The organism is Brevibacillus sp. FW301-21C12A (assembly GCF_058788915.1).
This window is the reverse complement of the sequence record NZ_JBYTBG010000030.1, coordinates 1-15,528: the sequence shown is the minus strand read 5'-3', so window position 1 is coordinate 15,528 and position 15,528 is coordinate 1. Positions and strand designations below refer to the sequence as shown.

Here is a 15,528-nt window from a genome sequence, read left to right as displayed (position 1 = left end):
GATTGGTCATCGAGCTTACCAAGCGTCAAGAGCAGATCTTACAGATAGTGAAGGATGACGGACCGATTACAGGGGAGCATATCGCGGAGCGTCTCAATCTGACTCGCGCTACGTTGCGCCCTGATCTTTCCATCCTCACGATGTCAGGATATTTAGAAGCCAGACCTCGGGTCGGGTATTTTTATGCCGGCCGACCTGCAAGCTCCGTCATTAGTGAACGGCTTCACAAGCTTATTGTCAATGACTACAAGGCAGTGCCAATCGTAGTTTCCGAGTCCGCCTCCGCTTACGATGCCATCGTGACCCTCTTTCTGGAGGATGTCGGGACGTTGTTCGTTGTCAACCAAAAAGGGTATTTAGCTGGCGTCATCTCACGCAAGGACCTTTTGCGCGCTTCCCTCGGCAACAAGACGCTGGAGGATGTGCCAGTCAGCATCATCATGTCGCGGATGCCGAACATCATCACCTGCGGGCCAGAGGAAACCTTGTACGCGGCAGCGAAAAAGCTGATTGATTTCCAGATCGATTCCTTGCCTGTCGTGCGACCCAGTGACGAAGATCCGAAGCAGATGGAGTTGATGGGACGGGTTACGAAGACGACGATCGCCAAAGCATTTGTAGAACTGGGCAGCGAGCCGAAAGTGTAGGAGGAGAATGGATGCAAGGTAACCAACAAGGACAGCTCATCTACGTGGTCTCAGACTCCATCGGCGAAACGGCCGAGCTGGTCGTTCGCGCTGGAGCCAGCCAATTTGACCGTTTTTTGTTTGATGTGCAAAAGTATCCCTACATAGAAGACAAGGAATCCATCGACGAAATCATCGCTTCCGCCAAGGAATCGAAAGCGATGATCGTCTTTACTCTGGTAATCCCGGAGCTGAACGCGTACATTACCCAGCAAGCGGCCCTGCACGGCATTCCTGCGATTGATGTGATGGGCCCGCTCATGCACACGCTACAGGGCATGCTCAAGGAGCCGCCGACAGGCAAGCCAGGGCTTGTGCGTCGACTGGACGAGGAGTACTTCCGCAAGGTGGACGCGATCGAGTTCGCCGTCAAATACGACGACGGCCGCGACCCGCGCGGGCTTTTGCGCGCGGACGTCGTTTTGATCGGGGTATCGCGCACCTCCAAGACACCGCTCTCCATGTACTTGGCGAACAAGCGCCTGAAAGTGGCGAATGTTCCCCTCGTTCCGGAGGTGGAGCCGCCGGAAGAGCTGTTCCAGCTCCCGCCAGAACGGTGTGTCGGGTTGACCATTAATCCGGAGCAGTTGAACGGCATCCGCACCGAGCGACTGAAAGCGCTCGGATTGACGGCGCAAGCCAACTACGCCAATCTCGACCGGATTGCGGAAGAGCTGGCCTACTCCAAGCGGATTATCGACCGTCTGGGCTGTAAGGTGATCGACGTGTCGAACAAGGCTGTGGAGGAAACGGCCAACATCATTTTGGAGATGATTCGCAAAAACAACCTCCGCAACGAAAGGAAATAGGCCAAAAGAAGGAATTTGGCGACTTTTGTAGAAAACGAGTAGCGAAAGCTTTTCATACATGGAGCGCAACAGCGTTTATTGCTTGCGGAAATGTGGAAAAGTAGAAAAGAAGAAAAGAAGTTCGAGACAAAGAAGGAATTTGACGAATTTTGACGAACTAAATAATCTCATCGTGCGATTCTCCTAAAAAGGTGGAAAGACATGACAGGTCCCACTTCAGATGAATTTGTGAATCAAGTGCGTGCCGCTGTCGACATCGTAGACGTTGTAGGAGAGTACGTTCAACTGAGAAAAAGCGGTCGTGCCTTTCTCGGTCTATGTCCGTTTCACTCTGAAAAGAGCCCTTCCTTCAATGTGAATGCAGAGCGACAGTTTTTCCATTGCTTTGGCTGCGGGGCAGGTGGGGATGTCTTTTCCTTTTTAATGAAACTGGAGCAACTGACGTTCCCAGAGGCACTGCACAAATTGGCGGAGCGTGCCGGGATCGAGATGCCCAAGACACAGCAAGTAGAGGAATCTCCTGAAAAACGCGCCAAGCAAGCCATGCAGGAAGCGCATCAGCTTGTGTCAAAGCTGTACCACTACGTGCTGACGGAGACGCCATATGGCGTGGAGGCGATGAAGTACCTCGAACGGCGCGGAGTGTCTATGCAGACGATTGCCGAGTTTCAGATCGGCTTTGCGCCCGATTCCTGGGATTTTGTGACGCAGTTTTTAAAAAAGCGGGAGTTTTCCCAGGAGTTGATGGTGGAGGCCGGACTCTTGGCGAAAAGCGATGGAGGAAAAGTATTCGATCGCTTTCGGGGACGGATCATGTTCCCCATCCACGACACCCAGGGAAATGTCATCGGATTCGGCGGCCGCCTGTTGGACGGCTCAAAGCCGAAGTCTCAACCCAAGTATTTAAACAGCCCGGAAAGCCTTTTGTTTAACAAAAGCGCTACCCTGTTCAACCTTCACCGTGCCCGTCCATATATTAGAAAGAGGAAGCAGGCACTGTTGTTTGAAGGATATGTCGATGTCATCTCGGCATGGCAGGCGGGTTTTCCCCAAGGAATCGCCACGCTGGGCACCGCCCTGACGGAGCAGCAGGCCAGAATGATTCGGCGCAATGTCGATTCGGTTGTGCTTTGCTATGACGGAGACGCTGCCGGTCAGGAGGCGACAAGCAAGGCGATCCACATACTGCAGCAGGCTGGTCTCATCGTTCGGGTAGCTCCTTTGCCGCAGGGAGTCGACCCCGATGATTACATCCGCCAGTACGGAGCTGAAGCCTTTTCTCAGCAGGTTTTGCTGCAGGCGATGCCGGTTACGGCTTTTCGCTTGAAACATTTACGCAGCCAGATCGTAATAAATGATGAGACGGACAAGGCCCGCTTGATTGCCAAGGCCGTTGAAATCATCAACGAGCTGGAAAGCCCGGTCGAACGGGATATGTATTTGCGGCAATTGGCGGATGAATACTCCCTGACGCTCAGCGATCTCAAGTGGGAGGCCAAGCGCGTTTACAAACAGCAAAAAAGTGAACGGCAAAGGGATAAAGTGTCGCTAGCATGGAATAATAGTATAAATAATGGCAAAGTTACGCTCGCGAAAACACTGCCGCCCGCTTACCATACGGCTGAGCGCATGCTGCTGTACTACATGATGCGGAATCAAGAAATAGCCGCCCGCGTCCAGGAGGAATGCAGCGCCCACTTTCAAGTGGACGAACACGACGCGCTGGCTGCCTACCTGTACGCCTACTACGCAGAGGGAAACCCGGAAGACCCTGGAGGGTTCATACATTACGTGCAAGACGATTTGTTAAAGCAATTAGCCTCGGGATTGGCCATGATGGAGTGCAAGGAAGACGTATCTGATTTAGAGATCGGTGACTACATCAAACAAGTGAATAACTACCCGAAGCGTGCCGAGTTGGAACGATTGCGCGAAGAGCAGCGGAGCTTACACCTCCAAGCGGCCGCAGCGGACAGCGAGGATGCGCGCAAACAACTGGAAATTCAAGCTGCCTTAACAGGGATGAAGATTCTTGAATTGGAAAATGCTTTAAAAGAAGGGTAGCTTCAGATCATTCCCGGGGAAGGAGGGAAAGTAGATGAACAAGCAAAATATCACTTCTGACATGGAAGCAATGTCCATCGAACAAGTGAAGGAGCAGTTGGTCGAATTAGGCAAGAAACGCGGCGTTTTGTCGTACAAGGAAATTACGGATCGCCTGGCAGGTTTCGAGCAGGATTCGGATCAGATGGATGAGTTTTTCGAATACCTGGGCGATCAAGGTATCGAGATCAACAACAACGAGAACGACGACGACGATGAAGTCGACGAAATGATTATGAAGGACGAGGACAACGAAGAATTCGACTTTGACGATCTCTCCGTTCCGCCTGGAATTAAGATCAATGACCCTGTACGGATGTACTTGAAAGAAATTGGTCGTGTTCCTCTGCTCTCCGCTGAAGAGGAGATTAAATTGGCGCAGCGCATTGAACAGGGTGACGAGGAAGCGAAAAGAAGACTGGCTGAGGCCAACCTGCGACTGGTTGTTTCGATTGCCAAGCGCTATGTAGGCCGCGGCATGCTGTTCCTCGACCTGATTCAAGAAGGGAACATGGGTCTGATTAAAGCGGTGGAAAAGTTTGACTACCGCAAAGGCTACAAGTTCAGTACGTACGCGACATGGTGGATTCGCCAGGCCATTACCCGTGCAATTGCGGACCAGGCGCGGACCATTCGGATTCCGGTGCATATGGTGGAAACGATCAACAAGCTGATACGCGTTTCCAGGCAGCTTCTCCAGGAGCTAGGACGCGAGCCGATGCCAGAGGAAATCGCGGAAAAAATGGATTTGACCCCGGAAAAGGTTCGAGAAATCATGAAGATTGCTCAAGAGCCTGTTTCTTTGGAGACGCCAATCGGGGAAGAAGACGACTCTCACTTGGGCGATTTCATCGAGGACCAGGACGCGCTGGAGCCTTCGGATGCAGCGGCGTATGAGCTGTTGAAAGAGCAGCTCGAAGACGTTCTGGACACCTTGACTGATCGGGAAGAAAACGTTCTTCGCCTGCGTTTTGGCCTCGACGACGGTCGCACGCGCACGTTGGAAGAAGTTGGCAAAGTGTTCGGCGTAACGCGCGAGCGCATTCGTCAGATCGAAGCAAAAGCGCTGCGAAAACTTCGTCATCCAAGCCGAAGCAAACGCTTAAAAGATTTCCTGGAATAGCCGATATAAGGAGTATGAGGCCTACGTTTTAGCCGACGTAGGCTTTTCGTTTTCCACCATCATTTTCTTTCACGAGTAAGGAGGGGCCGCGTTGGACGACCAGCGCAAGCGAACCATCATAGCCGAAATTGAAAACTGGCGGCGCAATCACCTGCTGCCTGAACATTACTGCATTTTCCTGTTAAACCTGTACACAGAAGGGGATCGGCCGAGTACGAGTTCTACGGCATCCGCGGGCAGGGGAGAAAAGAAGAGAACGGATGCGACGTTGGGAACGGGAGCAGGGGTTGCGACAGGCAACTCGTCACCATCCACCGCTTATGCCTACGCAACCAGACAAGTAGCTCCGATTACGGGAAAAATGGTGATGACCTGGCTCCTTGGCGCCTTTGTTATTGCTGGTTTGATCTTACTTGCTTTTCATTTTAACCGTTTTACGACCCCAATGCAAATTGCCATCTTTGCCTGTTTCGCTCTCATTTTCTATATTCTAGGACTCGGCTTTCGCCGCCAAGCCCCGCCATTGACGCATTTGTTTCTCATGATTTCCTTTATTCTGTTAATTGCGGGTGGAATATATTGCATTCAAAAGCTGAACGGTTCCATGCCGCTGGTCCTCTTGTATTTGGGCTTCATTTGCGTGCTATTGTGCGTAAGTGCTTTCCTGTTTGGCTACGCCTACTTGCTTTATTGCGGGATGCTCGGCCTGGCGCTCCTGTACGGATTTGCGACTGTGCAGCGAGTAGGGGAGGACTACACGTGGTGGAAATCGGAGCTGTACTGGGTGCCTCTCGCTTGCCTTTTGACGGGACTCGGCTTTTTAATGAACAACGGCAACCCGAAGTGGGCAGGGGTTTTCGCAGTGTGCGGGCTCATCTCCTTTTTTGGCGCGGAGATTCAGGCGCTGTATATTGCCGAAGCGAAAAGAGACATGATCCAGTTGCTGCTGTTCATCAAGGTGTTTTTAGCCTCGGCGCTGTTTTTCTTTACGCGCGGCTACTGGTACACATGGCTCAGACTGTAAGGCAGCCCCATTTTTTTCGCCTGTCCGATTTGCTACAATGAGGGGAGAGAGAAAAAGAGGTGAGGGAAATGGAGAGCAAGTGGAAAGTATTGATCGGAATCTTGCTGGCTGTCGTCTTTTTGGGTGGAGAGACGGCTGCACAGCTTATGGGAGTCAAAACATACAGCATCGGGTACATACTGGGCGCTCTGGCCTTTTTGGGAGCGATCCTCGTGGGAGCACGCCAACGTTAGGCGTGTTTTTTTTGCGGAAATCACACAAACAAGCCTTTCATGGTGTATAATGGAAGGAGTATTCTGAACAAACGCTCAGTCATAACGGTACAAGTCTTGCCCATTCACTACTAAAGCGTTTTCAAGGGGGTAGCAAAAGATGAATTTTGATCTGACGGTAGAGCAGCAAATGCTCAAAAAAATGATGCGGGAGTTTGCCGATGAAGTCGTGGCACCTGGCGCAGATGAACGTGACCGCACCAAGCAATTTCCTGTCGAAATATTCAAGCAGATGAGCGAACTGAACCTGATGGGCTTGCCGTTTCCGGAAGAGTACGGCGGCGGCGGATCTGACTCCACGAGCTTCGCCATCGTTGTCGAGGAGCTTAGCCGTGCTTGCGGCTCGACGGGCATTACGTATTCGGCGCACATTTCGCTCGGCGGCGCTCCGCTGCACCTTTTTGGCACGGAAGAGCAAAAGCGAAAATATTTGAGCAAAATCTGTTCCGGTGAAAGCTTTGGGGCATTCGGCCTGACGGAGCCAAACGCCGGCTCGGATGCAGGCGGGACGAAGACGACAGCCGTCTTGTCCGATTCGGAGTGGCTCATCAACGGCTCCAAATGTTTTATTACGAACGCTTCTTACGCGTCGTTTCTGGCCCTGACCGCCGTGACGGACAAAGACAAAGGATCGAGAGGGATCTCCGCCTTTATCGTCCCGACCGATGCGCCGGGCTTTACCGTGCTGGCCAATTACGAAAAGCTCGGCTTGCACAGCTCCAATACGACAGAGCTGGTGCTGGAAAATGTCCGGGTGCCGGAAGAAAACATGCTCGGAAAACGCGGCGAAGGCTTCAAGCAGTTTCTCATTACGCTCGATGGCGGGCGCATCGGCATCGGGGCGATGGCGGTCGGAATCGCACAGGCCGCTTACGACAAGGCCTTGCAATACGCCAAGCAGCGCACGGCTTTCGGCAATTCCTTGAGTCAGTTCCAGGCGATTCAGCACAAGCTGGCTGACATGGCCATGCAGATTGATCTGGCTCGGACGATGGTGTACAAGGCAGCCTGGCTCAAAGACCACGGGCGCAAATTTACGAAAGAAGCCGCGATGGCGAAGCTGTACGCTTCGGAAGTCGCCATGTCCGCTACCCACCAGGCCATTCAAATCCACGGCGGATACGGCTACATGCGCGAATACCAGGTGGAACGCTTTTTCCGCGATGCGCGTCTTTTGGAAATCGGCGAGGGCACCTCGGAAATTTTGCGCAATGTCATCGCCAGGGAAATCGGCTGCTAACAAATTTTGGAACATTTGGAATCCTCGCTGCCAGATCAGCGGGGATTTTGTCGTTCTTTGCGCGGGCGTTGTCACGTAATTTGCATTTCGCAATTGCTGCCAAATAGGGTAGAATAGAGGCAACGGAAGGTGAAAACAAAGATGACATCATTAACGATTTCCAAGCGGCTGCAAACGATTGCCCGCTACTGTCCAGAAGGAGCCCGCGTCGCCGACATCGGGTCGGATCATGCGTTGTTGGCTTCTTATTTGCTTGTGAAAGGAATCGCCTCTTTCGTCATTGCCGGCGAGCTGAACGAAGGACCTTTTCAGGCAGCGAAAAAGCAAATACATACTTTGCAGGTGAAAGACCGCGCGTCCGTCAGAAAAGGAAACGGACTGGCCGTGCTGGAACCGGGCGAAGCCGACGTCGTCTGCATCGCCGGAATGGGCGGACAGTTGATCGTCTCCATTTTGGAGGCGGGACTGTCCAAGCTGGAAGGCGTACAGCGCCTGATCCTGCAACCGAATGTCGGGGAAGAGGCGGTGCGCCGCTGGCTGTTGAATCAGGGCTGGCAGCTCGTAGCCGAAACCATTTTGAAGGAAGACGGCATTATTTACGAAATTTTGGTGGCCGAACGAGGCGTTCCCACTGTTCCTTATGAAAACAAAGATCGTCCGCAAGAAGATCTCCTGAGGATCGGTCCGTTCCTCTGGGAAGAAAAATCAGAAATTCTCCTGGAAAAATGGAGTAGCGAAGCTGAAAAATGGCAAAAGGTCCTGCTCCAGTTGCAGCGCTCGGACAAGCCGGAAGTTGCCCAGCGAATTGCGGAAATCGAACGAGAAGTGAAATGGATCAATGAGGTGATAGCATGCTTGCGCACGGACAAACCGTAATCCAGCACGTAGAGCGTTTGGCGCCAAAGGCTTTGGCGATGGAAGGCGACAAAATCGGCCTTCATGTCGGGACGCTGCAAAAGAAAGTGAAAAAAGTGATGGTCGCACTCGACGTGCTCGAACCGGTGGTCGACGAGGCGATTGCCGAAGGCGTCGACCTGATCGTCGCACACCACGCCGTCATTTATCGCCCGCTCAAGCATTTGCGGACCGATCTGGCAGCAGGACGGGTTTTTGAAAAGCTGATAAAGCACGACATTGCCGTCTATACGGCACATACGAATCTGGATGTCGCGGTGGGCGGCATGAACGACTGGCTGGCAGAAGCGATCGGGCTGGTCGATGTGGACGTGCTGGATGTGCTGCAGCGAGAAGCGTGGAAAAAGCTCGTCGTCTTCGTACCGGCCACGCACAAGGACGCTGTTTTCCAGGCCATGTCTGAGGCGGGTGCCGGGCATGTCGGCAACTACAGTCACTGCTCCTTCCAGGTGGAGGGAACCGGAACCTTTTTGCCGGGCGCAGGCACCAACCCGCATATCGGTTCGCAAGGCAAGCTGGAGACGGTCGAGGAAGTTCGCATCGAAATGGTGATTCCGGCTTCCAAGCAAACGGCGGTGCTGAAAGCGATGCTCGCGGCTCATCCGTACGAAGAAGTTGCCTACGATATCATCAGCCTGGAACAGTCCGGCCAGGCTTACGGAATCGGGCGCATTGGCTACTTGCCTGCTCCCATGACGCTGCGGGAAATGGCTGAGCTGGTCAAGGAGCGCTTTTCGCTGCAAGGGCTTCGCGTGGTAGGCGATCTGGATGCCACGGTCAAAAAAGTAGCGGTCGTCGGCGGAGATGGCAGCTCGTTCGCTTCCAAGGCGATTTTCAAAGGCGCAGATGTGTTCCTGACGGGAGACATCGGCTACCATACTGCACACGATGCGCAGGCCGACGGGCTTTCCATCATTGACGCGGGCCACAATATCGAAAAGATCATGAAACAAAAACTGGCGGAATACTTGCTGGAGCAGTTGAAAGCAAACGGCTACGAAACCGAAGTCATCGCCTCTGCTGTGCACACGGATCCGTTTCAATTTGTGTAAGGAACATGTCGGCAAAAAAGAACGGTTGCCGTCCAGTTGAAGTGTAGGAGGATTTTGTGTGCAAAAACTAATTCGAACGCTATCTAGCGGACTGCTTGTCGCTGCTCTGCTCACCCCCGGCGTCGCTTCAGCGGCTGGGGGCTTTCTGCCTTACAAAGACATTGGCACGCATTGGGCGAAAGCATCCATTATTCGCGGTGTACAGGCAGGGCTGTTTGCAGCGGGTGCGGATGCGCCGATGTTTTACCCGAATCGGGAGATGACCCGCGCCGAATTTGTGGCCTTGATGGATCGCTTGTACAACGGCGGGCAGTATCAGTTGTATCCGCTGACGTTTTTATCCGAACATGCCGAATGGTCAAAAGGAGAAGGGTTCGATGAGCCGTACCTTCCTTATAAAGACGTCGATCGGCTGACGTGGATGTACAACCCGACGTTGCGCGTGTCAGTCATTTTGGACAGGCTGTACGGCCCGAATGCCATCCAGGAAGTATTTCCCGGCGAGGCGATGAACCCGAACCAGCCGATCACCCGCGAAGAAGCGGCAAAGCTCATGCAAATGTTCACGATGTCGCCGGACAGCGCAAAAGCGTGGGAAGAAGTCAAGGCTTGGGGCTGGCTGGAAGGCGAACGCTCAGACAAGCTGAAGCGGGGCGAGGCGGCGGCAGCAGCCGATCGCATGATTACGTATTTGGTGCAGGACACGATCCTGCCGCTGTTGGACTACGATGGTCAAAAGTTTCCGATGGTTCCGGAGATTGAGGAGCTTTTCCCTTATTTTGCAACGTATACGATTTGGTCAACAACAGAGGAAAAGGCGTACGTGGAGGCCGTGGACGCGATTCGCAACCACGAAGACACGGATCAGACGTTTCAGGTGCTGCGCAAGCTGTTGGGGACCTCGTTTGACAACCGGATCGGGCTGCATTTTTATTTGAGCTGGGACCCGGAGACGGAGATTTCCGCCAACCTCGATGAAGCGATGAGTGCTATCGACGCTTATTTCGCCGACAAGGTCATCGCGCCGGATACGCTACGGCTGTTGAGCGCCAATGTATATGACCTGGCGCTGCAGCTCGGGGCAAACGACCCGCAGCAATTCGCCAAGGTGCTGGACCGTTTGAGCACGTATGAAGCAAAAGTCAAACCGGATTCAAAAGAATGGGAGGCGCTTGCCATCTACCTGGGGGCTCTGGAAATCAGGAGCGGACAGACGGAAAAAGCGCTGAGCCGCTACAAGCAGTTTGCCGCCGCCAATCCGGAAGCACTGCTCAACGCCTGCTACTATTTGCATCAGGATGGACGGCTGGAAGAAGCGGCAGCGCTGCTGGCAACGGTCAAGCCGAACCCCGCAGACACCCGGATGGTGCAGCTCGGCAAGCTTTTGCAGCAGGAGCTGGCTTCCTTGCAGGAGCAAACGGCGATTGTGAGCGACCTCGGCTATTCGCTGCGCCGCCTGGACAGCACGGAGTCCTATCAGGTCAAGGGCGAAGCTGTGCTCAGCGGGTTCACCTTCAAGTACACGCAGGAGATCGACCAGCGCAGCCAGATCAGCAAGCTCAACGGATTTTACCAATCGCCGCAAAAGCTCGTGTCCGACAAGCTGTCTACCTATACAGACGGTCGCAAACATATCCAATACTCCTACGACTCCGAATCGCAAAAATGGGAGCAGCACAAGACGGACAAGCTCGACTTTTTGCATGAATGGGTCAGTGCCCTTCCGGTAGCGGAACGTGCCAAAACTTTGCATGCCCGCTACTTCAAGCAGTCGTTCGGGGAGATTGACGTGATTACGGAGTGGATACCCGGTGCCGCTCTCGAAGAAAAATCCGCTTCGCTCATGCTTGAGCGCGGCAAAGTCAAACACGTGCCGCTGTTCATGAACAAGTATTACATTGACCGGGCGAGCGATCGCGTCGTCAAGCATACGTGGCGCTATGAAGAGATTTACAGCAGCGATGAATATGTCGCGTATTCCGGTACGGATCGGTACGATTACGCCGCAAACGTGAAACTATCAATTCCTGATGAAGTGCGAAAAGGGGTGACTCCATGAAGCGGTTTAGTCAATGGCTAGCGGCTGCCCTGTTGGCAGTATCGGCATGGCAAGCGCCAGTCCAGGCAGCAGAAAATCCGTACGTGGAAACAGAAGAAGTGTTTTATCACGTCATGGAAAGTCATCTGAGCAAGCCGCAAGCGGCGCAGTTGGTAAAAGGCGCGCTGCAAGCGGTCAGCGAGCAGGCAAAGGAACGCAAAAAGCTGCAGCTTGCCGTCTCTCCTGAGGACGACACATGGGACGAGCTGGAGCAGCGGCTTGTGGAATGGCAAAGCAAAGGCGGCTTCGATGCGGCTTCGATGAACGTATGGGCGATCGACGGCATGCTCTCGACCCTCGATGATCCGCACAGCGTCTTTTTTACAGCAGACGAACTGCGGCTGTTCCAGTCCGATGTGGAGAATCAGTTCGTCGGGTTCGGCTTTCGTCTGCGGATGCAAAACGATCATTTGATTATTCGCGAAATCGTTCCCGGCTCCCCGGCTGCGGCCTCAGTCCTCAAGCGCGGCGACCAGTTGCAAAAGGTCAATGAGGTTTCGCTTGTGGGCAAAAGCTTCGAGGAGTCGTACGCCTACCTGAAAGGGGCGGAAGGAACGGAAGCGGTCCTGACCGTCTATCGTCCCGCTGAAAAACGCGAGCTTCAGGTCAAGCTGAAACGGGCGATGATGACCCTTCCGGAAGCCGAAGGACAGCTTTTTTCCGATGGGTCCATTGGCTACATCAGCCTCGAAACATTTGGCTCCGAGGGCGCTTTGCAAATGCGCGACAAGCTGCTGGAATTTGCTCGCTCACCAAAACCGTTGACCGGGCTTGTGCTCGATTTGCGCGACAACGGCGGGGGCTATTTGGCGACTGCGCGAGACATCGCGAGCCTGTTTATGGAAGAGGGCCTGCTCATGTACACGACGAACCGCAATGGCGTGGAAGTGGAGACATGGGTGAGAAACGGACGGGATATCAACGTTCCGGTGCGGATTTTGGTGAATGGAGGAACAGCCTCCGCCTCTGAGCTTTTGTCTGGCGCCTTGCGCGACCACGGCATTGCCAAGCTGATCGGCACTAAAACGTACGGAAAAGGAAGCGCGCAGCAAGTCATCCCGCTATCGGCGGGAGATGCGTTGAAGCTGACGCTGAACGAGTATTTCACGCCCAAGCATACGATCGTCAATCACATCGGACTCACGCCGGACATACTGGTAGAGGATTACGGGGCGCAAGTGATCGAAGCTCTCCACTCCCTGAATGTTCGCCAGTGGGAATTGAGCGATGAGGATGGCGATACGGTTATCAACGGCATTCCGTTTCCTACCGTGGAACCGCTTTTCAAGCAAGGAACCAACGGATTGCAAATCAGGGCGGCTGTCCTGTCGCACTTGTTGAAAGATCCTGAGATCGGGGAAAAAGAGTATGTGGAGCTTTCGCCTTATTTGCATAAGCATTCTGCCTTGAAAGTGCAAAGCAAAAATGGATTCCATGTCCTGACTTATACTTCCTAACGAAAAGAGAAGAGAAGGCCTCTGCTGTCCGTGGGATTTGTCCATTCCACGTGCCGGCAGAGGCTTTTTTGTTTGACATGGGCTATCCTCCAAAGATGCTTCGCCAAAAACACGGTCGAAGCCTTTCGTTTTCGCATACGAGCGGGGCTTGCGGAAAGCCAGGGGGGAAGTTTTCTTTCGCTTGGAGTATAGTCGACTGCTGGAAGCCGAACACTATCAGGTGATACTAATGAAGAACGAAGGATGGTAGACCGATGAAAAAGGTACTTCTTTTTTTGATCGACTCCATGATGCCGGACGTGCTGGAGCGTTGCATTGCGGCAAACAAAGCGCCGGGCTTGCGCTTTTTGCTGGAACATAGCCAGTACATCCCGGACTGCGTGACCGTGTTTCCGACGATGACGGCTTCGATCGACTGCTCTCTGATAACGGGCGTGTACCCGGATCAGCACAAAGTTCCGGGACTGGTTTGGTACGATTCGGAGCAGAAAAAAATAGTGAATTACATTAACGGCGCGGTTCCGGTGCGCAAGCTGGGCATTGCCCAATGTGCAACCAACGTGCTGTTTGACTTGAACGAGCGCCACCTTAGCAAAGACGTGAAGACGATCCATGAGGTGCTGGAAGAGCACCAGCTCGTGTCGGGGTCGATCAATGTCATTGCCCACCGTGGCCATAAGCAGCACAAGGTGCACATGCCGCCTCTGCTCGACGCCATCACCTCTTTTCAGCTTCGCGAGACGGTAAGCGGCCCGACGATCATGAGCATAGGCACGCTGGTGCGGCCAGACATATTCCGTCCGGTGACGTGGAATATGGCGCAGACCGTATTCGAAGGCTACGGAATCAACGACACGTACGCCATCGACGTCCTGATCGAAGTCATTCGCAGTGGCAAACAACCTCATTTTACCTTGGTCTACCTCCCGGAAAACGATCACAAGCTCCACGCTTCGCCGCAAAATGCTATCCAGCACCTTGCCGATGTAGACAAGCAGCTCGTGCGCTTTTTGGACAGCTTCGCCTCCTGGGAGCAAATGCTGGAGCGAAACGTCTGCATCCTGATCTCGGACCATGGCCAGACGGTAATCGGGGAAGGCGAAGAGCACAATATTTCATTGGATGCTCTCCTGAAGGGGTTTTCCATTCATGCGCTGGGGAAGGAAGTGACCAGCGAAGTCGAGGTAGTCATTTGCAACAATGAGCGGATGACCTTTTTGTATCCGGTGAACGGGACAGAGCAGGCGGCGATTGTCGAAGCGGTCAGCGTTGATAAACGGATTGACTTGATCGCCTGGAAGGATGGCGAGAAAATGATTGTTCGCCGCGGGGGCTCAAAGCAGGAGCTGAGTTTTTGGCGCGGTGCGGAGTATTCCGACGCTTATGGACGCTCGTGGGGAATGGCTGGCGATCCGTCCGTGCTCGATGTGCAGTACGATGGCGAGACGCTGACCTTTGACACGTACCCCGATGCTTTTTCCCGGCTGTACGGAGCGGCGTTTGCGCAGCAAGGTCCGGCTGTCATTTTGACTGCGGCGCCGGGGTACGAATTTTTGTCAGAATGCGCACCTACCCATCTCGGAGGGGGAAGCCACGGTTCTTTGCACAAACGCGATTCGCTGATTCCTTTGGTAATCGCGGGCGCGGCTCAATCGTTTCCGTTGCCGGCGCGGCTGGTGGACGTCAAAGATTTTATTTTACGCGAGCTGGGCGTCATTTCAGGCGCGCATCCACAATGATCGGCACGTGATCTGACCAGGTGACGTTAGAGACGGCATACTGCTGAATGTCCCAATGGCTTGAGGCAAACACGTAATCCAGACGGCGGCGAAAGGCCGGGAGGGTGTGCTTCTTCTCCTGTCCGCAGACGAGAGCGCAGTCTTGCAGGACAGGGGCGAAGGACACGTTGGCAGCGTTGAAGTCCCCCATGAGCAGAACAGGGCCCTGATGGCGGGAAAGGAGTTCGGAGAGGAACTGTAGTTGCGCTGTACGGCTTGTTTGATTCAAGCTGCAATGCGTTACCCAGGCGGTGATGGTTTTTCCGCTCCACTGGAAAGCAGCCTGCAACAGCGTCCGTTGCTCGCGCTTCGCAGGGAGTGCGACGGTCTGGATGTTTTCGAGCGGATATTTCGAGAGCAGCGCGTTTCCGTAGTGTCCGTCGCCGTGCGGGATTGATGGCGCAAAAGCGAGGTGATACTGCAATTGCTCTGCCAAAAAGCTCGCTTGATAGCCGTATTTGGAGTTTTGGTGGACTTCCTGCAAGCCTACGATGTCTGGTTGCAAGTAGGACAGTGTGTCAGCCATTTGGACAAGACGTTTGCGCCACCAGAGATCGCGGCCACTGTGAATGTTGTAACTTACTGCTCGCAGCATGCTGGCTCCCGTTTCGGTGTGACTTGGGCTTTTCTTTTTCTAGTATGGACGATCTTTCCAGTGGTCTAGTCGGAGGGATTGTGGTACATTGAAAAACCCTCCTTTTTCAAGAAGAGAGGAAAAACATTTTTTAATCAACTTATTTATAATTTCCTGTTGCATTTGATTTTAGCCTATGCTATATTAAAAAACGTCGCCTCTACTTGAAGCGAAAATGGAAAAAGATGCACCTTGAAAACCGGATAGAATCATCTGTGAAAAATAAGCTTGTGTTTTACTTGATGTCAGATTCACTTTCTACTTTATTGGAGAGTTTGATCCTGGCTCAGGACGAACGCTGGCGGCGTGCCTAATACATGCAAGTCGAGCGAGTCCC

General features: G+C 53.4%; 13 protein-coding genes and 1 rRNA gene. 13 read left to right on the top strand and 1 reads right to left on the bottom strand.

All coding sequences use genetic code 11. The annotated features are described in order from the left end of the window. Positions 1–2: 2 nt before the first annotated feature. The 12 genes from ccpN (at position 3) to AC3WQH_RS17450 (ending at position 14,518) form a co-directional block, all read left to right on the top strand. Positions 3–647, top strand: coding sequence for a transcriptional regulator CcpN (ccpN, locus tag AC3WQH_RS17505; protein ID WP_005833046.1), 645 nt, complete (start codon positions 3–5; stop codon positions 645–647). Between the two features lie 11 nt (positions 648–658). Beyond that, positions 659–1,495 (top strand): pyruvate, water dikinase regulatory protein, encoded by an 837-nt coding sequence (locus AC3WQH_RS17500; protein ID WP_005833044.1) that lies wholly within the window; start codon positions 659–661, stop codon positions 1,493–1,495. Positions 1,496–1,696: 201 nt separating this feature from the next. Continuing rightward, a complete protein-coding gene (gene dnaG / locus AC3WQH_RS17495; RefSeq protein ID WP_492332179.1) occupies positions 1,697–3,559 on the top strand; it encodes a DNA primase in 1,863 nt (620 codons plus the stop codon). A 34-nt stretch (positions 3,560–3,593) separates the two neighbouring features. Next, positions 3,594–4,721 carry an RNA polymerase sigma factor RpoD gene (gene rpoD / locus AC3WQH_RS17490; protein ID WP_007777605.1) on the top strand — a complete coding sequence of 376 codons (1,128 nt, stop codon included), beginning with the start codon at positions 3,594–3,596 and terminating at the stop codon, positions 4,719–4,721. A 91-nt stretch (positions 4,722–4,812) separates the two neighbouring features. After that, positions 4,813–5,745 carry a hypothetical protein gene (locus AC3WQH_RS17485; RefSeq protein ID WP_005833038.1) on the top strand — a complete coding sequence of 311 codons (933 nt, stop codon included), beginning with the start codon at positions 4,813–4,815 and terminating at the stop codon, positions 5,743–5,745. Between the two features lie 68 nt (positions 5,746–5,813). After that, positions 5,814–5,978: a hypothetical protein gene (locus AC3WQH_RS17480; RefSeq protein WP_005833036.1), complete on the top strand. Its 165-nt coding sequence runs from the start codon at positions 5,814–5,816 to the stop codon at positions 5,976–5,978. A gap of 139 nt (positions 5,979–6,117) precedes the next feature. Further along, complete coding sequence (locus AC3WQH_RS17475; RefSeq protein ID WP_005833035.1) at positions 6,118–7,257, top strand: acyl-CoA dehydrogenase; 1,140 nt, start codon at positions 6,118–6,120, stop codon at positions 7,255–7,257. A gap of 141 nt (positions 7,258–7,398) precedes the next feature. Further along, positions 7,399–8,133 (top strand): tRNA (adenine(22)-N(1))-methyltransferase, encoded by a 735-nt coding sequence (locus tag AC3WQH_RS17470; RefSeq protein ID WP_035316720.1) that lies wholly within the window; start codon positions 7,399–7,401, stop codon positions 8,131–8,133. After that, complete coding sequence (locus AC3WQH_RS17465) at positions 8,109–9,224, top strand: Nif3-like dinuclear metal center hexameric protein (RefSeq protein ID WP_005833031.1); 1,116 nt, start codon at positions 8,109–8,111, stop codon at positions 9,222–9,224. Before AC3WQH_RS17470 ends, AC3WQH_RS17465 begins: the two co-directional genes overlap by 25 nt. Positions 9,225–9,282: 58 nt before the next feature. Further along, complete coding sequence (locus tag AC3WQH_RS17460) at positions 9,283–11,283, top strand: S-layer homology domain-containing protein (protein WP_005833029.1); 2,001 nt, start codon at positions 9,283–9,285, stop codon at positions 11,281–11,283. Next, positions 11,280–12,779, top strand: a complete 1,500-nt coding sequence (locus AC3WQH_RS17455) for a S41 family peptidase (RefSeq protein ID WP_005833027.1) — start codon at positions 11,280–11,282, stop codon at positions 12,777–12,779. The genes AC3WQH_RS17460 and AC3WQH_RS17455 overlap by 4 nt, the downstream gene beginning before the upstream one ends. A gap of 254 nt (positions 12,780–13,033) precedes the next feature. Then, positions 13,034–14,518: an alkaline phosphatase family protein gene (locus AC3WQH_RS17450; RefSeq protein WP_007777614.1), complete on the top strand. Its 1,485-nt coding sequence runs from the start codon at positions 13,034–13,036 to the stop codon at positions 14,516–14,518. On the opposite strand, the gene AC3WQH_RS17445 is transcribed toward AC3WQH_RS17450, so the two are convergent. After that, positions 14,493–15,152, bottom strand: coding sequence for an endonuclease/exonuclease/phosphatase family protein (locus AC3WQH_RS17445; protein ID WP_007777617.1), 660 nt, complete (start codon positions 15,150–15,152; stop codon positions 14,493–14,495). The two genes, AC3WQH_RS17450 and AC3WQH_RS17445, sit on opposite strands and share 26 nt — an antisense overlap. A 302-nt stretch (positions 15,153–15,454) precedes the next feature. On the opposite strand from AC3WQH_RS17445, the gene AC3WQH_RS17440 reads away from it, so the two are divergent. Next, positions 15,455–15,528, top strand: a 16S ribosomal RNA gene (locus AC3WQH_RS17440); the annotation flags it as partial.